This window comes from Pedobacter sp. (genome assembly GCF_041645105.1).
GTDB lineage: Bacteria > Bacteroidota > Bacteroidia > Sphingobacteriales > Sphingobacteriaceae > Pedobacter.
Map to the genome: position 1 here is coordinate 113,826 of NZ_JBAZQQ010000008.1, position 15,503 is coordinate 129,328.

Consider the following 15,503-nt stretch of genomic DNA (forward strand, 5'->3'; position numbering starts at 1 on the left):
CGCTGTCAACGCAGCTTGGGGAGCAGCTGGAAGATTATTTTAATAATAAACCTGTTTAAATTAATGATTATGGATCCTTTTAATATCATTATCAATGCCGGCGGCGAGCAGATTGACCTGAACATTCACCCGCAGGAATCCGGTACTTACAAAATTGTATACCATGGTGCTCTGATAGGTGAGATTTTCTTAGGCAGTGATGGTGAAACGTGGCGGGCTTTAACTGCTGATGAGTTGCAGCCGGGCGGGTTTCCGGTTTATGAATATGACGAAACTTCTGGTCATCAGGACATTCTGCTGGCTGAGGATATGGTGCAGGAAATTGGAAGACAGATACCTAGATAATCTTACTGTATCGGATAATCATCTGATCTATCTGGGGATAGTTATGTAAAATAATAAAAATTTTAACACTTATTGGATACTAAAGAAAATTTTGGTGTGCAATTGGTACTTAATTATTACAACATATGGAGGAAACCACTACAATTCCCAAGGGTAGCGATGAAGGAAATATATGGATTTTGGAAGATGACCCGGATATAGGATATATTTTACAATTGATATTGAACGAGGAAGGATTTGAGACAACATTGTTTAACTCTGCCGTTACTTTTCGCATTGCAATTGCTCGTGAACTGCCGGATTTGTTGTTGATGGACGTAATGTTACCTGATGGAAATGGCGAAGAGTTATGCGCTGAAATCAAAAATGACCGACGGTCTGAACATTTGCCTGTTCTGATGATGTCCGCACATGCACGATTAGAACAGATCACTAAACATTGTGCCGCGGATGGGTTTATTTCAAAGCCTTTTGATTTAACACGCCTTTTGGCTATTGTACATCAGCAATTATCTTAAATGATGTCATCTAAATAACACAGGCGTAAACAACAAAAAATCTATGTTAAGAACTTTTGCGGAAAAAATAATTGACTTCAATTTCCATTTAGCTTACTCTGGAGCATTGCCTCCAGATTTCGGGGTGATAAATCCCTATTTGGACAATCCTGAAACGATAAATGTAATGAAGCAGTTTTATTATAAGTATTATAATGACAGCAGTCCCAGAAAATTTGTGATCGGTATCAATCCAAGTAGACATGGGGCTGGGGTAACGGGTGTTCCCTTTACTGATACAAAGAGGCTGAAAAGTGTTTGTGGTATTGAAATGAAGTCTGCTTATACACATGAACCTTCATCTGTATTTATATATGATATGATCAACACATTTGGTGGCCCAGTCGATTTTTACAAGCGGTTTTATATCAATTCACCCTTTCCGCTTGCCATTGTAAGACAGACAAAAGAAGGTAAATGGCTGAATGCAAATTACTATGATGATCGGACGCTTTTTCAGATGGTGAAAAGTTTTATGATCACTTGTTTGGAAAAACACATCAGTCTGGGATTGGAGACCGATGAGGTTTTTATTTTGGGGAGGAAAAATGCCAGGTTCATTGAAATATTGAATAAGGAAGCAAACTTGTTCAATAAATTGACTGTTTTAGATCATCCGCGTTATATACAACAATACAAATCAAAAGAAAAACAACAATATATCGATAAATATCTGCTGGAATTAAACAACTGAGAAATGAACAGACAAATGTAGTTTTGTTGCTTGTTCATAGCCAGGATTAACGACAAAAAACCAATTTATTATGATCAAAAGAATTCATGTGCTTGAGGATGATGAGGATATCAGGTAAATTATCGGAGTATTGTTAAAAGATGAAGGTTATGTGCTGTAGCTTTCTTCTTCAATTTTTCTTTCTTACAAACCCAGTTTGACTGCTGTATTTGTTGATTCTTTCATGATTAAGTTTCCGAGGGATTCTTGGTTTCGAGATATGAAAGATTATCAATTTTTTTGCATTTATTATTTGCCAAATGTGCGTGATTACTTCACTGGGAAGCTACACCATATAATGTGATTTGCTGATTTTTTGTTTAATGTTTCTTTAAATTATTGAAACATTTTCCCAAGTAAGTGGTTATTCTCTGGCAGTCCTATCGCAAGCTTATTTTTTATCTGATAGATTTTGAGGTAACAAGTTTTTATGCGCCTAACAGAATAGATAATGGAAACAAATAATTGTTGGATGTGAATCGGTGGACAGAAATTGCTGGTGGTGGAATGTCGGATTTCTTTCTTACTGACGAAACTGGTAATCTGGTGCAGCGAAAGCGACAGGTGGAGATCACATTAGGATCGATATTCCAGGGCTTGGCTAATTACCGGCTGAATTGAAACGTATAAAATGTTAACTATTTAAAATACTGAATTATGAAAAATCATTGGATATGTTTATTAGTTATTTGCTTTACCAGCGGGCTTCTGGCCTGTAATAATGCCGATCGTAATGGTCGGGATGAGACTGCAAAGGAGATGGTTGATTCTTTGAGTGACACTTCCGACAGGGCGCAAGCGCTAACTGCAGACGTTGATCTTAATGGTGACGGTAAAGTTTTCATCTTAAGTGCGGCCAATGGAGGAATGATGGAGGCTGAGGCTGCAGGTATAGCCATTAAACGAAGTAAGAATAAATTGGTTAAGGATTTTGCTGAGCAAATGTTGAAAGATCATCGTGCCGCTAATGCGGAACTAAAAAGAATTGCAGAGGGAAAGGGGATTGGTCTGGGCACTTCCTTACCGGATGAACTGGCTGCTCACCTGGCTAAACTAAACAGCCTTGAGGAGCGGGCTTTTGATTTGCAGTATATGCGCATGATGATTAATAATCATCAAAAAACGGTTGAATTATTTACATCTGGTACCCGTCTTGAGGATGCTGGATTGAGGGCTTTTGCTGTCAAAACGCTTCCGATTATCCAGGATCATTACCAAACTGCTATAGCTATTGGAAAAAAACTGAACATTACCAATGCAAATAACGGTGATGATGTTTTGGGAATTAGTCCTGCCAAAGTGGAAGATAAATAAGGTTGAAATTTCAAAAAGATTGTTTTCCAGTATACTCAATAGCTGTAGCAGTGTTTAAATGAAGAGCCAGGAGTTATTCTTGGACATATGTAAATATACTATGGAAACAAATCAAGAAATCATTAGTGACCTTAAAGGATTGGTCATTCTTGCTGGTTTAAAATAACCGTTTGTAAGCCTCCCGTTGCTTTCTGTTGGTGGTAATCTTTTGCTGGTGTTTTCATAATGTCTGGAGTGTTGCGGTAAGTGAGGGAAATCTATTTTTCTTATGTTGAAAATCATGATGATCAAAATTACATTTATAAGATCAGGGTAATATATTTATTTATACAACAAAGGCGCTTATTAAAACCAGCGCCTTTGTTGTATAGTTATAAATCACTTCCAGGGGTTGTTCCTGGTTCATGACTTGATCCAAGTGGTTTGTGTTTTCGCTCTGGTCTGGAGATTAAATCCGTTCTTCCCAGATCGGCTACCGATGAGGTTTCTCCGCTATCAGGCTGTTTTTCATTGATACGCTCTTCTGTTTCTTTATAAACTGTTTTTTTTGGCGTTTGCTCTTTTCCGTGGTTATCTTGTTTATTTTCCATAGTCTTAGGGATTAATGAAAATTGTTCCTTTAAAAGAACAACCAATTCAGGTATATGTTTTCTTTTTCTATAGTGTGACGCTTTAGATATCGTGCTTGCTCAGGAAATCGTTCAGGAGAAACGAGAGTGATATTGATATCCATATATTTGAGCCAAAAAAAATATTTGGGCGCAATGCCTTACAGTATAGGGGATGTGATGAGCACATTACCAATGTTTATGATAATAAAATCCCTGTCATAAATACTTCTATCTTGTTTTATCCTTTTATACGCTTGAAAACCCTTTGCTCCAGGCGTTCTTGAACTGAGCTTATCCTATTTCCGTTTTGATCCCATTGGACTGGCTTTGACCTTAAGTACAGCTTTCCTTTGATAACTTCCATTTCTAAATAATCATTTTGGTCCTTCACTGCCGGCAAGACAAGCAGGTTGTTCTTTAGGGTTAATTTAAATGTTCTGGAGGGGGCTACACCTGTACCGATATCGATAAACATGGCATAATCTTTACCTTGCTCAAAGTGTATTTTGAGTGTAAGTTATCAAGAGCGGGAACTTTTCTGTGTACCCATTCCATACTAGCCTCTCCAAACCTTGCATATACCACTTTGGCGATATCTGTTTGGTTTTTCAATGTTTGTTCCAAAAGCTTTTGGCTTTCTGAGTTCGTCCAATAAGTTTCTGTTGCCAAATTTACTAACGTGTCCCAAGCCCGACTTCCGTTGCTGTCAAAATATTGTTCAAGTTTGTTCATAGGTGGATATCATATCGTTTTTTGTTTATTGCTGTTTTATTTTGACTGCATCATCGCTTTGTGTTTGTAGTAGAGTTTGGAGCATCTTTTAGAAAAATCAAAATATACTTTATCGCTAAAGCCAGCTAAGTAGGTTTTATTAAACCACATTTTTGTTTTAATAGTGGGGATTTTTACCAGGTTTCCTTTTTCATTATTGGCCAGGTTATCATAAAAATTCCAGTTACCTATATAATCCCCGGTGAGTAAATTGACACTGGATTCGCCACTGCCATTGTTGTTGGCAGGGCCAAACTCGTAACGGCTCATACCAATTAGCTGGATCTGTTTTGTGTTTTTATCGTAGCGAAACTGGTTGTGATATCCGGCACGCATCCAATGGTTTTGAAACTCAAAGCCGTTTTTTGTTGCACTAACTCCGCTTTGCTGGTTCAGTATTTCTATGGGCTGGCTTTTTATGGGCTTGTACTGTCTGGAGGAAAGAAGGCACACAATAACTGATTCACCTGTATGTACATAAACGGTATCGTTCTTTCCGTCAAAATCAATGTCTTTGACCAGTTTTTGCTGTGCCTTGGATTGGCCAAAAGAAAATAGGATAAGGAGCAGGGGAGTGTATATTTTCATTTGTATCGTATATTCCTATATTATAAATTTATGCTTTTTTAATATGTTTTACGATGTCTATCATCTTTCTATTATTGGTTCCTAATTATTTTTCCATTGGGCAAAACCTCGTAATTTTTCGCTTTCTTGACCGGTCGGTTCTCAATCTAGCTGATTTCATCGACTATAATTTTATCCATTATCAGCAGGCTTTCTTTCCAAAATTGTGATTCTGCAATTTCATCATAAGCGATATCAACCTTACCAAGGATATTATAATCACTATCATAATTTATGTAATCAACTCATGTTCGTTGGGATGATAGCTAATGACCACAGATTTAAATTGAGTGGAGAATGGAACGGTATATCTGGAATAAAAATTATTTACAATTGGTTTACACGAAAATAGCAAAAACAAGAAGAGGTTATAATGCAAGTTTTTCATTTAGTTTCTGTTCTTTTTTATATCCATCGATTGTACAATTTGTTACCCCCTGAGTTTGCTTTCTTCATCCTTCAGGACTTTTATTTACTTATAGACAATGGAAGAACATGCAAAAGATTCCAGTTTGATGGACTTTCTACTGAACTTATTGGATTTGTTACCGCCCTGAGCAGTTTCAATTTCGATCAGATTCTCTTCAATGGCTAGTAAGTTAAAACTGATGTTGGATTGTGCAGTATGTCTGTCTACTGCTTTATTGAGCTGGTTAATTTGTTTTAGGCGATAATTGAGTTTTTATTGATCTGACCACACTGCCAATTCATTTCCTGATGGATCAACGAATTGAAATCTTTTTCCTCCTGGGAAGCTGAAAATATCTTTTGATAGTTGTCCGCCTGCATGGATAACATTGGCTTTCGCCACGGTAAGGTTTTCATGGTAAAGGATCACAAGGACTCCGTTTTTTATTTCCTGATCACTTTTGTAAAATCCTCCATCTAAACCGCATCCTGAAAATGCAATATAGTTCGGTCCGTAATCGGTAAACGACCAACCAAAAGCAGCGCTATAGAATTGTTTAATTGAAACAAGTTCTTTTGCCTGAAACTCGATGTAGTTGATGTGATTGTTTTGCATGTTGTCTAATTTAGTGATTATTCCATAAATAGGATAGTCTATCAAAATTTGATTAGCATGTCATAGTGATAAAATTCTCAAAAGTATTTTCTCATCATGCTATCGACAACTTCGTTGTCTTCTACTATAAAAACTGTATGTGCCACGTGATTTGTCTTAGTTATTAAATGGATTAGTTTTTGGATGGTGTAAACAGGGGAATGGTGAAATGGAAGGCTGAGCCATTTCCTTGTTCACTTTCAACCCAAATCTTTCCACCGTGGTCATTGATAATTTTTGAGGTGATGTACAGCCCCATCCCGAGTCCCGGGTGGCTGTCTGTGATTTCTTTATTCCGGTAGAATTTCTCAAATATGCGCTCAACATTTTCTGTGGACATGCCGACTCCCTTATCAATGACAGCAATTATGATCTGTTCCTGGGCTATGGTGCCTGTGATTTTTATGACTGAATTTGGTGTGGAATACTTGGATGCATTTCCGATCAGATTGGTCAGTACCTGTTCCATGCGTAGTTTATCGAGATTGACTTCAGTTTCGTCGCAACTGCTCCACTCCAATTCATTTCCCGGATAAACATGTTTAAGTACAGATAGCACCTCAGCTACAAATTGATTAATTTTAGTTGGTTCAAAGTTGTACTGTAGCTTACCGTTTTCAACTTTGGAAACGTCCATGAGTTGATTGGCTAAATAGCTTAGTTTATTGGTTTGCCCGTTTAGCCTGTCTATGATTTCATTGGCTTTTTCGCTGCATTCAGATCGCAGCATTTTGAGCATTTGCGCGTAGGCTTTGACGATGGTGATCGGGGTTTTGATTTCGTGACTGGCAATGGAGATAAATTCGTTTTTCTTTTCGTTGATTTCTCTTTCCCGTTTAATTTCTATTTCTTGTTCCCCTGTGATTTTATGGAGTACGCTGTTTTTGTGTTTGATTTGTTCATATGCGTTGATGGGTTCTTCTGTTTCAAAAAACGTTTTGATTAAATTGATTTTCAGCTGATCCAGTTTGAGGAATCGGGGAAGACCGATACGCATGGTAATTAAATGATCTGTACCGGAGGTATTCATTTCAAATTCCGGAACCAGTTTTTGAGCGTAGTAAAACCCTTCGTCCGATTTGGTTAATCTGGCTTCGCTGCTGAAGATAATTTGGGCCATCAGACTGAAGCGGGGGATGGCACCGTCGATATAAATGTTCAACAGGCCGTTGTTGGTATAATCTATGACAGTTCGGGCGACTTCTGATACGGCGGTTGCAAAAGTGGTCTGTGTAGCGATGGTGAGGCCGAGTTTTTCGGCGGCTTTCATGGATCTTTTATGGGCCAGTACCAGGTCCATTTCGTTTTCAAGCGATATGGTTATAATCTCGGTCATCTCTTAGTTGATTTTAATGATAATGATGGACATGTCATCTGTTCTGCGTGCCTGGTCTTTATAAAGTGCTGCGCAAAAAATTGCAGGGTCACATTTTTGGATCATTGGATATTTATTCATTTCCCAGCGGGTTTTGATTCCATCTGAGCATAAGATCAACTGGTTGTACTCTTCACTGCTATATTGCTGATCGTTCATGCTGCCGGGTATGTTGTGTCCGACTATTCCGTTGTAGCTCATGTGATTTTTGCTGGTACCTGGACCTAGCCATCTTGCGGCTATGTTTCCGATACCCGCTGAGGTCCATCGTTTCGCTTTAAAATCGTAATGGACAACATTTGCCACCATACCTCGCGTTTTTTTAATAGAATTATGGATGAATCTTAAGGTTTCCGTTGGGCTGATGTCGGGGAATACGCGGAATGAGGCTGCTGCTTCATTAATGGCTTTATTGGCTTCAGGTCCATGACCGAGTCCGTCGCATAGCATCAGCTTGATCCCGTCTTTGGTCAGTTTATAGGCGATACCGTCACCACTGGTAGTTTCTCCAGGTTTTGAAAGGACAAGTGGACGGATGGTCACTGGTTCCTTTTTTTGTGGTTTGCCTTTGACGTAGATTCGGCTGAGTATGATTGTTCCCCATCCGACTTGGGAATAAATGTCGAAAGTATCGGATAGTCGTTTAATGCTGCCCAAACCATGTCCCATAGTGTTACCTGTGGACACACCGTCGACAAGCATTCTGGATGGGTTGTGCATTCCCGGGCCTGAATCGATACAAATGAGTTCAATATAAGGCGCCTCCCCGTTTTGAAATGTACCAAACAGGATTTCCCCACTTTCTCCGTATTTGAAGAGGTTGCTCGTCAGTTCTGCTACAATAATGTCCAGTTCTGAAATACGCAGTTTGGTTAGGCCTGCAGTTTCAGCCAGGCGGTGTATATCTTTTTTGAGTAAAGAAAAATAGCTCCTGTCATTTGCCGGGAAGCTGGTATGTGTTGCATCAACCATTGGCCCATTTTAAAATCATCACTATCGTTCCTTCTCCTACTTTACTTTTTAAATCAAATTCATTGACGAGTCGTTTAGCGCCCGGAAGACCAAGTCCCAGGCTTCTTCCTGTTGAGTAACCGTCTTTCATGGCAAGCGAAAGATCTGAAATGCCGGGACCTTTATCGGTGAACGTAAGTCTGACGCCGTTGTCGCGGCCTTTTGAAACAATTTCAATAAGACAGAAGCCACCTCCGCCATATCTTAACATATTACGCAGCAGTTCGCTGGCAGCAGTAATCAGTTTGGTTTGGTTCACAAGGCCCATTTTGATCTTAACTGCGACTTCTTTTACACGATTCCGCAATAACACGACATCCTGCTCTTTTACGACCTGGATATTATCCTTACTCAGTGAGATAATCATCGTCTTCTTCTTCAGGTTCTTCTTCGGTGGTACCGATCATAGATTTAAGAAGATCCATGCCACGTTCCACATTCAATGCAGTATGGACGCCTTTTAAGGGAAGTCCTAGTTCAATCAGTGTGATGGCTACAGCAGGTTGCATGCCGACCACTACGGTTTCAGCATCCATAATTTTTGACATACTTGCGATATTCCCGATGATGCGTCCCATGAAAGAGTCCACTATAGAAACAGCCGAAATATCAATTAAAACACCTCTTGCATTGGTTTTGCTAACCATTTGTACCAAATCTGCTTCCAGGTTCAGTGCAAGCCGGTCGTAAAGGTCTACTTGTATGGTAACCAGCAAGAAGTTTCCCATCCTAAGAATAGGAATTTTATCCATGGCGATATATTTTAGTTTTTAGCGATTGTTGTTCTTTTAACTTCCAGTTTGAGCACTTTAAATGCATACGCAAGGGCTGTTGCCAAACTTGCTTTGGTGATGATGTTGGATAGATCAATACCAAGATGTACCACAGTTTGCGCGATTTCTGGTCTGATGCCGCTAATGATGCATTCTGCGCCCATTAACCTGGTTGCACTTACTGTTTTAATTAAATGTTGCGCAACTAATGAATCGACTGCAGGGACACCTGATATATCCAGGATGGCGATGCTTGAGCCTGTTTCTACGATCTCCTGAAGAAGGTTCTCCATTACGATTTGCGTTCTGGAACTGTCCAGAGTTCCGATGATGGGTAGGGCAAGTATACCGTCCCAAACGCGGATGACTGGGGTAGATATTTCGGCAATTTCATCTGTTTGTCTGAGGATTACTTCTTCACGACCTTTGATAAATGTCTCAAATGTAATGATGCTCAGGTTGTCCATTACACGGCTGATCTTGCTGGATTCTTCAAACAGTACTTTAGGATCTGAGATCTCTTTTTGTAAGATAGACAAAAGTGCATCTTTCAGGGAGAAAACAAACCGCCCAGTTTCTCTAGGACTGAATCCCTGTCTTGCCCTTGTAATGGCAATTCCCCCAAGTATTTCAATCACAGGATTCCAGTTGTCGCCATCCAGATCTTCCATGTCGTTAGAAGTCAAGTTATTAACTAATGAGGAGATGAGTTCTTCAGATTGACCTCTTAGGTCTTCATTGCTGATCAGATCTTCACGAAGACCTTCATCTGCGAGTTGGTTTTTCATCCAAAGTTCAAGGATGTTTTTTTTTTGTTTTTGTAGCAATTTGTGCAAGTTAAATGACATGTTGAATGACAGGTTAAGGGTTTAATCTAGACTCACCAGACGTGATAATTTATTAGGCACGAAAGGTATGAATATGGTTTTGTAAAAGAAAATATTTAAAAAAATAAACAAACCTTTAGTTTACTTTTCTTTTGATTTCGATTTTATCCTTTCCCACGATATGAATGGACCAATGCTTTTTTGTTTTCAAGATAAATGGTCTCAAACATCAGGCCCTAAGATAATTGGTTAGTGCTTCAGTTATCTCAGTCGAAAAGGATTGTCCGGTTTTGTTATTCAGTTGATGCTGTCCGGAGTTGAATTTTTCTATATAAGTGCCTGTTTTGCTATTGAACTTGAGGTAGCCCTGATCAAAGTATCGTTCCTGTATTTCCCCTGAAGAATCCATAGAACGGAAGACTAACTTTTGAACATTTCCGGATTGTTTTTCGAGGATTAACCATAGGTAAACATCAGCAATATCAGCTTTTTCATCCAGGTCATAGCGTTTGATTTCAATGACGGCATGTGTTTGGTTTTCCAGAAAGTATAGGCAGGTAAAATCAGGTTTCATTTGTTTCAACAATAGGTAATGTTAAAGGCGAAAATATAAAAAAACATTGATGCTTGTTAGTGATATTTAATTTAACAAATGATTTTAGGAACGGTTTTTATTAGAGGTTTCACTTGAAGAGATAGAAGTAGAACATGGCTTTTAAGATCTGGCTCATGGAGCGATTGCCTGTTACCCATTCGCCCTGAGCGGTTTCAATTTCGATCAGATTCTCTTCAATGGCCAGTAAAGTAAAACTGATGTTGGATTGTGGGGTATGCCTGTCTGCTGCTTTATTGACCTGGTCAATTTGTTTGCTGGAACTATAGCTCTTTACTAAGCGCTGGCTTTGAGCCTGCTTTGTTTAGCCTTTTTCCTGATTAGTTTTATGGTGCTGCCTGCAAACCGACCTTTGGATTTCAATTCCTGGGCAAGCATTTCTTTAGTAATGGATTGATAAAGTGCCTTTGTCGAGCTATCTGCTTCGGCAAAACCGGGTACCGAGCTGATCACTATGGCCAGTGCATAGTCTAGGACTTGAGGTAATTTTTTCTTGAATAATCTTGCTTTCATGGTAGACCATCAGCAGTACAATATTTGTGCCTGATTTTGCTGGAATAGGATAGTTTTCAATAGCTTGACATGGCGTTTTATTCTGGAAGGTTTCAAACCAGAATTCTGCCTTTGGGCTTCCTGTCCACCTCTTCAGCTTTATCGAGTTGCTTTGATTTTGCAGATTCAATCTCGCGCAGGGATATTGTCAATACGACATATAAGGCCATTTGCAGAAATTCGCTTTCTAAGTTTTCAAATGTGGCTGAAATGAAGTGCCCGCTTTGGAGGTATGTTCCCAAGCCAATCTCCTAATCTCAGTGTTCCCCAGGATGATAGGTTTACGTTTACTACTGCTAAGCAGTGTTGCAGGTGATTGTTCTTATTTGACCAAATACTAGTCAGCCCCTTTATTCAAGGGGCTGACCAGATTTTTAGGCTGCCTTTCGGATCACACCCAGTACGATTTGATAGGCTATTACTTTAGTCTGGAATATTTGCTCGCTGGCGTGCAGTATTTTAATATCATTGAGTACTGACGGTTTTGCGGTTACTTTGTTTAGCATAATTTGCTCCAGTAAAGGTAGATCAGTATTACCAGTAGCACCAGTTGCTTTACGGTTTAATAAAGCCAGGCATTGTTTGATGCGTTCCTTTTGTTGTGGTAGATCAGCCGAGGTTAATGCCAGCGCTTTTTTAAGTTCATCCGTAAATACTGCTGCAGTTAGTTTTTCTATAACCTTACCGTATTTCTTTTCTGAGGTAAGAAACCCGTTGAGTTGCTGAAGGTATAGCTCTGCTAAATCAGTGAGGACTGGTTTCATAAATTATACGGATAAGCCTGCGTATTGTTTAAAATCAGTTTCCTCCGCGTAGGTCTTAAAGCGCTGGATATCTTCCCGGATCATTCGCTCGAATATTCCATTAAATAAAGATGCTATGCCTCTGCCAACACTGCCAGCTGGTGGAAAGTAGTCGATTTCTATGTGCAGTTCAGTTCCTGTGCCGTTTAATGTTTCGCGGAATTCTATTTTGCCTGCGTTGTCTATCATTGATCCTTCCAGGGATTGCCAGCCAAGATAGGTTCCTGTTTCTTCTCTGGTAATTTCAGCATTCCAGTTTAAATCTATTAGTCCACCCGGGGTATTGGCCGTCCAGAGCGAAACTTTCTCACTGATTTCCTCCACGCTTTTCAGATGTTCCATAAATTTTGGGAGGTTTGATAGCTCGCGCCAGAAGGCATATACTTTATCTATTGGGGCATTGACGGTGATGTCTTCGGTAATATTGATGGCCTGGGGATCTGTGGTGTCTTTTCCGAGTTTTTGAGAGAGGGGACAAACTCCTGTAGCTCCACGGTAAAGCATCAGTGCGCCAGCAGCAGTGCCTTGTAGACCAAGGAAGGGATGTTTACCAATTTTCTTTAAACTTTTGTATAGTAACCAGCTTCCTGCCAGTACGGAGACAATTCTTTCTCCCTGGTCGATGTTTTCTTTTCCCGTGGTACTCAAACTGAAGATATCCAGACGTTCTAAAATTTGATTACTCAATTGGTTTTTCATAAGTAAATGTTTTTAATAGTTAATTGGGATAGGATTTAGATGCTTTGGGATAGCCTTTAGCAAAATTAGCTAAAGGCTATATTTAATGTCCTGGTTATTCTGCTGCTGCCTGGTCGTTGATAGAAGCAACCGCGATTTCGGTCAATGCCACATCAGTTGCTTTTTCATTGTCCAGGGTGAACTGCAAGAGTTCCGCAACATCGTTATGCCCCATGTTTTGTGCGAAAACTACCAGTGTTCCATAAGTGGCAATTTCGTAATGTTCTACTTTTTGGGCGGCCAGGATAAGTCCCGCGTCACGGATTAGTGTGCCTGCATCCGTATCTTCAATAATACTGTCTGCTTCTTTTAACAGGCCCTCCATGGCATTGCATTTTTTAGCCTGAGGTTTCTCCTCTAATAATTGAAACACTTGTTCCAGCATAGCGATGTGATCATTGGTTTCCTGAGTATGTTTATCAAAAGCTGCTGCCAGTTCTGGGCTGGTTGCTGCTTTTTTCATTTTGGGAAGTGCTTTTGAAAGATGCTTTTCTGCCCAGTAAATGTCTTTTAATTCGTCTACAAAGAATTCGTGGAATTCCGAGTTTTCCATTTTCCCTGTTTTTGATTTGCTAGCGGTCTTTGTGCCTGCTTTTGTTGTAGTTGCCATAATTTTTAGTTTTTCGTTAGTTATATGTTTTTGATACTGCGATATTATAATCAACTGCGGCTAATTAACCAGTGGCCTCAATAATTGTTTAAACTTTTTAAAATGAGGTGTTAAGATTTCTGATCGCTGGCTATCAGTCGTTTCTCGGTTGGTATTAACATTCGGTTTGATATTTTGTTTAAGAATGTTTGAATAAAATTAAACTTAAAAAATTATTAAACAATCTCAATTTCAGGTTGTTCCAATAATTCAACTATAAATGATATGATGATAGCAGTAGTGTTTTACAAATCAGGATATAAGTTATTTAACTAGAAAACAGATGGTTTTGTGAAAGTAGTTTTGAAACCATAATTGATAAGATGATGAAAAAGAAGGAAAATAAAGCTGGTGACAAATCGGTTTCTGCTGAATTGGAGGATCCGACAAAGAAATATCCTAAACCACCTTTTAAGAAACAAAAACAACCCTGGCCAGGACTGGCCTGTAAGATGGATCCTATGCCTGATCATGGGGAGATTAGTTATGTCGGCTCAGGCCGATTGACTGGGCGTAAGGCGTTGATCACCGGTGGGGATTCCGGAATGGGACGTGCAGCAGCGATTGCCTATGCACGGGAAGGAGCTGATGTGGCTATTAATTACCTGCCGGCAGAAGAACCGGATGCAAAACAAGTTATTGAACTTATTAAAAAAGAAGGACGAAAAGCGGTGGCTATTCCGGGTGATTTACGCGAAGAAGCCTTCTGTACACGACTGGTTGAAAAGGCAGTGAAAGGCTTAGGTGGATTAGATATTTTAATCAACAATGCAGCTCATCAGCAAACCCGGCCGTCTATTTTGGACATTAGTGCTGAGGATTTTGATTCGACGATGAAGACCAATGTTTATGCGCCATTTTGGATTACAAAGGCTGCTTTGCCGCATTTGAAGCCTGGGTCTGTAATTATTGTCACAACTTCTGTGCAGGCTACCGATCCTTCACCCGAATTATTTGATTATGCGCAGACCAAGGCTGCCAACACCAGTTATGTAAGGTCGCTTGCCAAACAACTGGGACCAAAAGGAATTCGTGTGAACGGTGTTGCACCGGGTCCAATATGGACGCCTTTACAGGTGAGTGGTGGTGCTACGATGGAGAAGTTGAAAAATTTTGGTGGCCATACACCTTTAGGCAGACCAGGCCAACCTGCTGAATTGTGTTCTATTTATGTACAGTTAGCAGCAAGCGATTCCAGTTATACCACAGGACAGGTTTATGGAGTGGCAGGTGGTGATGGACAACCTTAAGTTTTACTCCTTAGTTTACGGTATTTATAGTGACCTTTAATGAAATGATTAAAATACCTGCCTTTTGACCCCGCGGCTTTCAACATATTAGCAATATCGACTGGAACTGATTTGTATACATAAGTAATTCCCGAGACAAAAGTAATGTACAACAAACATTTTGTAGGTTCATATTTATAGCTTTTGATGACAGAAGAGGGCATTTTAGTATGGGTTTCGTGTAGGAGAAATAGAATTCGCCATCTTTACCAGGGATTTAAGCCCTAACTAATCAGCCTGTAATCCCTGGCTTTGCAGATGACGATTGCTACTTTGATGTGATTCTCTTCTTATGAAGATACGCTATCTCTAAGTGCCTTAATCTGATCGTGTGAGTTTCTCAAATCAGTTTTTTGCTCAGAAATGATGCTTCTTAAGTTTCCCGAAAGTCCTTCGGTCTCTAAAGCCATTTTGTAGGCTTTTTGGGCGGCGTCTTCACCGAATTCACAGTTGTTTAAAACAGTTTCACGGTCATGACCTGTAAACATTGCTTTTACGTCCATCCAGGCACGATATATTTTTCCAGATGTGGTTGTCCCGGTCTCTGCAGGAGCCCCCAGTACCTGTACTTCCTGTGTTAGGGTCGCCTTGTGCTGGCCGCTTTGACGGATCATTTGTAGAAATAAGGGTTTCAGATCGCTGTCTTGTACCTTTAATTCTTCAACTGCTCTTTCATAACCTGTAATTCTGTCGTTGTTGATCTGTATCAGATCGTTTAAGATTTCTGTGTTTACTGTGTTGTTTTCCATTTTTGTTTTTTGTTGATGTCCTATTTAAACATTCGTGGTAGAGAATGGTTTAGAGTTTTTTCAGTCACAGTAATCTGATAACCATTTACCAGGTTCACCTCGC

General features: G+C 39.7%; 24 protein-coding genes. 6 read left to right on the plus strand and 18 right to left on the minus strand.

Annotated features, from left to right (window positions below):
• Positions 1 to 69: 69 nt before the first annotated feature.
• The 5 genes from WC623_RS21450 (at position 70) to WC623_RS21470 (ending at position 2,949) form a co-directional block, all read left to right on the plus strand.
• A complete protein-coding gene (locus tag WC623_RS21450; protein WP_372854982.1) occupies positions 70 to 345 on the plus strand; it encodes a hypothetical protein in 276 nt (91 codons plus the stop codon).
• 125 nt (positions 346 to 470) lie between these two features.
• Positions 471 to 863 (plus strand): response regulator transcription factor, encoded by a 393-nt coding sequence (locus WC623_RS21455; RefSeq protein ID WP_372854984.1) that lies wholly within the window; start codon positions 471 to 473, stop codon positions 861 to 863.
• A gap of 43 nt (positions 864 to 906) precedes the next feature.
• A complete protein-coding gene (locus WC623_RS21460; protein ID WP_372854986.1) occupies positions 907 to 1,596 on the plus strand; it encodes an SMUG2 DNA glycosylase family protein in 690 nt (229 codons plus the stop codon).
• A gap of 513 nt (positions 1,597 to 2,109) precedes the next feature.
• The gene (locus WC623_RS21465) at positions 2,110 to 2,256 is read left to right on the plus strand and encodes a hypothetical protein (RefSeq protein WP_372854988.1); all 147 of its coding nucleotides are present in this window, start codon (positions 2,110 to 2,112) and stop codon (positions 2,254 to 2,256) included.
• Between the two features lie 36 nt (positions 2,257 to 2,292).
• Positions 2,293 to 2,949, plus strand: coding sequence for a DUF4142 domain-containing protein (locus tag WC623_RS21470; RefSeq protein ID WP_372854990.1), 657 nt, complete (start codon positions 2,293 to 2,295; stop codon positions 2,947 to 2,949).
• A 371-nt stretch (positions 2,950 to 3,320) separates the two neighbouring features.
• Here WC623_RS21470 and WC623_RS21475 read toward each other — a convergent pair whose 3' ends face one another.
• The 16 genes from WC623_RS21475 to WC623_RS21550 form a co-directional block, all read right to left on the minus strand.
• Positions 3,321 to 3,539 carry a hypothetical protein gene (locus WC623_RS21475; RefSeq protein ID WP_372854992.1) on the minus strand — a complete coding sequence of 73 codons (219 nt, stop codon included), beginning with the start codon at positions 3,537 to 3,539 and terminating at the stop codon, positions 3,321 to 3,323.
• A 259-nt stretch (positions 3,540 to 3,798) separates the two neighbouring features.
• Positions 3,799 to 4,035 (minus strand): hypothetical protein, encoded by a 237-nt coding sequence (locus WC623_RS21480; RefSeq protein ID WP_372854994.1) that lies wholly within the window; start codon positions 4,033 to 4,035, stop codon positions 3,799 to 3,801.
• Entirely contained in the window at positions 4,008 to 4,292 is a 285-nt protein-coding gene (locus WC623_RS21485) for a hypothetical protein (protein ID WP_372854996.1), read from the minus strand. The genes WC623_RS21480 and WC623_RS21485 overlap by 28 nt, the downstream gene beginning before the upstream one ends.
• Before the next feature lie 36 nt (positions 4,293 to 4,328).
• The gene (locus WC623_RS21490; RefSeq protein WP_372854998.1) at positions 4,329 to 4,919 is read right to left on the minus strand and encodes a hypothetical protein; all 591 of its coding nucleotides are present in this window, start codon (positions 4,917 to 4,919) and stop codon (positions 4,329 to 4,331) included.
• 721 nt (positions 4,920 to 5,640) lie between these two features.
• Positions 5,641 to 5,982: a VOC family protein gene (locus WC623_RS21495; RefSeq protein WP_372855000.1), complete on the minus strand. Its 342-nt coding sequence runs from the start codon at positions 5,980 to 5,982 to the stop codon at positions 5,641 to 5,643.
• Between the two features lie 172 nt (positions 5,983 to 6,154).
• Positions 6,155 to 7,357 carry an ATP-binding protein gene (locus WC623_RS21500; RefSeq protein ID WP_372855002.1) on the minus strand — a complete coding sequence of 401 codons (1,203 nt, stop codon included), beginning with the start codon at positions 7,355 to 7,357 and terminating at the stop codon, positions 6,155 to 6,157.
• Positions 7,358 to 7,360: 3 nt separating this feature from the next.
• Positions 7,361 to 8,368 (minus strand): ATP-binding protein, encoded by a 1,008-nt coding sequence (locus WC623_RS21505; RefSeq protein ID WP_372855004.1) that lies wholly within the window; start codon positions 8,366 to 8,368, stop codon positions 7,361 to 7,363.
• Positions 8,361 to 8,774 carry an anti-sigma regulatory factor gene (locus WC623_RS21510; protein WP_372855006.1) on the minus strand — a complete coding sequence of 138 codons (414 nt, stop codon included), beginning with the start codon at positions 8,772 to 8,774 and terminating at the stop codon, positions 8,361 to 8,363. The genes WC623_RS21505 and WC623_RS21510 overlap by 8 nt, the downstream gene beginning before the upstream one ends.
• Entirely contained in the window at positions 8,755 to 9,159 is a 405-nt protein-coding gene (locus WC623_RS21515; RefSeq protein ID WP_015807934.1) for an STAS domain-containing protein, read from the minus strand. The genes WC623_RS21510 and WC623_RS21515 overlap by 20 nt, the downstream gene beginning before the upstream one ends.
• 11 nt (positions 9,160 to 9,170) lie before the next feature.
• Positions 9,171 to 10,028 (minus strand): STAS domain-containing protein, encoded by an 858-nt coding sequence (locus WC623_RS21520; protein WP_372855008.1) that lies wholly within the window; start codon positions 10,026 to 10,028, stop codon positions 9,171 to 9,173.
• A 208-nt stretch (positions 10,029 to 10,236) separates the two neighbouring features.
• Complete coding sequence (locus tag WC623_RS21525; RefSeq protein WP_372855010.1) at positions 10,237 to 10,581, minus strand: hypothetical protein; 345 nt, start codon at positions 10,579 to 10,581, stop codon at positions 10,237 to 10,239.
• A gap of 315 nt (positions 10,582 to 10,896) precedes the next feature.
• On the minus strand, positions 10,897 to 11,133 hold the full coding sequence (locus tag WC623_RS21530) for a hypothetical protein (RefSeq protein WP_372855012.1): 237 nt from the start codon (positions 11,131 to 11,133) through the stop codon (positions 10,897 to 10,899).
• Between the two features lie 92 nt (positions 11,134 to 11,225).
• Positions 11,226 to 11,414: a DUF6766 family protein gene (locus WC623_RS21535; protein WP_372855014.1), complete on the minus strand. Its 189-nt coding sequence runs from the start codon at positions 11,412 to 11,414 to the stop codon at positions 11,226 to 11,228.
• A gap of 132 nt (positions 11,415 to 11,546) precedes the next feature.
• Positions 11,547 to 11,936: a DUF892 family protein gene (locus WC623_RS21540; protein WP_372855016.1), complete on the minus strand. Its 390-nt coding sequence runs from the start codon at positions 11,934 to 11,936 to the stop codon at positions 11,547 to 11,549.
• Between the two features lie 3 nt (positions 11,937 to 11,939).
• The gene (locus WC623_RS21545) at positions 11,940 to 12,623 is read right to left on the minus strand and encodes an SRPBCC family protein (RefSeq protein WP_372855018.1); all 684 of its coding nucleotides are present in this window, start codon (positions 12,621 to 12,623) and stop codon (positions 11,940 to 11,942) included.
• 145 nt (positions 12,624 to 12,768) lie between these two features.
• On the minus strand, positions 12,769 to 13,323 hold the full coding sequence (locus WC623_RS21550; protein ID WP_372855020.1) for a ferritin-like domain-containing protein: 555 nt from the start codon (positions 13,321 to 13,323) through the stop codon (positions 12,769 to 12,771).
• A 362-nt stretch (positions 13,324 to 13,685) separates the two neighbouring features.
• Between WC623_RS21550 and WC623_RS21555 the strand changes: the two genes are divergently transcribed.
• Entirely contained in the window at positions 13,686 to 14,612 is a 927-nt protein-coding gene (locus WC623_RS21555) for an SDR family oxidoreductase (RefSeq protein WP_372855022.1), read from the plus strand.
• Here the strand turns inward: WC623_RS21555 and WC623_RS21560 are convergent.
• Both WC623_RS21560 and WC623_RS21565 read right to left on the minus strand, forming a co-directional pair.
• Entirely contained in the window at positions 14,609 to 14,815 is a 207-nt protein-coding gene (locus WC623_RS21560) for a KTSC domain-containing protein (protein WP_372855024.1), read from the minus strand. The genes WC623_RS21555 and WC623_RS21560 overlap by 4 nt on opposite strands.
• Positions 14,816 to 14,941: 126 nt before the next feature.
• Entirely contained in the window at positions 14,942 to 15,400 is a 459-nt protein-coding gene (locus WC623_RS21565; RefSeq protein ID WP_372855026.1) for a PA2169 family four-helix-bundle protein, read from the minus strand.
• Between the last annotated feature and the right edge of the window lie 103 nt (positions 15,401 to 15,503).

What these genes read in the sequence shown, in the direction of transcription:
- WC623_RS21520 (WP_372855008.1), bottom strand. Translation starts at nt 10,028, where the DNA reads ATGTCATTTAACTTGCACAAATTGCTACAAAAACAAAAAAAAAACATC.
- WC623_RS21505 (WP_372855004.1), bottom strand. Translation starts at nt 8,368, where the DNA reads ATGGTTGATGCAACACATACCAGCTTCCCGGCAAATGACAGGAGCTAT.
- WC623_RS21560 (WP_372855024.1), bottom strand. Translation starts at nt 14,815, where the DNA reads ATGCCCTCTTCTGTCATCAAAAGCTATAAATATGAACCTACAAAATGT.
- WC623_RS21460 (WP_372854986.1), top strand. Translation starts at nt 907, where the DNA reads ATGTTAAGAACTTTTGCGGAAAAAATAATTGACTTCAATTTCCATTTA.
- WC623_RS21490 (WP_372854998.1), bottom strand. Translation starts at nt 4,919, where the DNA reads ATGAAAATATACACTCCCCTGCTCCTTATCCTATTTTCTTTTGGCCAA.
- WC623_RS21475 (WP_372854992.1), bottom strand. Translation starts at nt 3,539, where the DNA reads ATGGAAAATAAACAAGATAACCACGGAAAAGAGCAAACGCCAAAAAAA.
- WC623_RS21555 (WP_372855022.1), top strand. Translation starts at nt 13,686, where the DNA reads ATGATGAAAAAGAAGGAAAATAAAGCTGGTGACAAATCGGTTTCTGCT.
- WC623_RS21550 (WP_372855020.1), bottom strand. Translation starts at nt 13,323, where the DNA reads ATGGCAACTACAACAAAAGCAGGCACAAAGACCGCTAGCAAATCAAAA.
- WC623_RS21495 (WP_372855000.1), bottom strand. Translation starts at nt 5,982, where the DNA reads ATGCAAAACAATCACATCAACTACATCGAGTTTCAGGCAAAAGAACTT.
- WC623_RS21480 (WP_372854994.1), bottom strand. Translation starts at nt 4,035, where the DNA reads ATGTTTATCGATATCGGTACAGGTGTAGCCCCCTCCAGAACATTTAAA.
- WC623_RS21510 (WP_372855006.1), bottom strand. Translation starts at nt 8,774, where the DNA reads ATGATTATCTCACTGAGTAAGGATAATATCCAGGTCGTAAAAGAGCAG.
- WC623_RS21455 (WP_372854984.1), top strand. Translation starts at nt 471, where the DNA reads ATGGAGGAAACCACTACAATTCCCAAGGGTAGCGATGAAGGAAATATA.
- WC623_RS21525 (WP_372855010.1), bottom strand. Translation starts at nt 10,581, where the DNA reads ATGAAACCTGATTTTACCTGCCTATACTTTCTGGAAAACCAAACACAT.
- WC623_RS21470 (WP_372854990.1), top strand. Translation starts at nt 2,293, where the DNA reads ATGAAAAATCATTGGATATGTTTATTAGTTATTTGCTTTACCAGCGGG.
- WC623_RS21565 (WP_372855026.1), bottom strand. Translation starts at nt 15,400, where the DNA reads ATGGAAAACAACACAGTAAACACAGAAATCTTAAACGATCTGATACAG.
- WC623_RS21485 (WP_372854996.1), bottom strand. Translation starts at nt 4,292, where the DNA reads ATGAACAAACTTGAACAATATTTTGACAGCAACGGAAGTCGGGCTTGG.
- WC623_RS21450 (WP_372854982.1), top strand. Translation starts at nt 70, where the DNA reads ATGGATCCTTTTAATATCATTATCAATGCCGGCGGCGAGCAGATTGAC.
- WC623_RS21530 (WP_372855012.1), bottom strand. Translation starts at nt 11,133, where the DNA reads ATGAAAGCAAGATTATTCAAGAAAAAATTACCTCAAGTCCTAGACTAT.
- WC623_RS21500 (WP_372855002.1), bottom strand. Translation starts at nt 7,357, where the DNA reads ATGACCGAGATTATAACCATATCGCTTGAAAACGAAATGGACCTGGTA.
- WC623_RS21515 (WP_015807934.1), bottom strand. Translation starts at nt 9,159, where the DNA reads ATGGATAAAATTCCTATTCTTAGGATGGGAAACTTCTTGCTGGTTACC.
- WC623_RS21540 (WP_372855016.1), bottom strand. Translation starts at nt 11,936, where the DNA reads ATGAAACCAGTCCTCACTGATTTAGCAGAGCTATACCTTCAGCAACTC.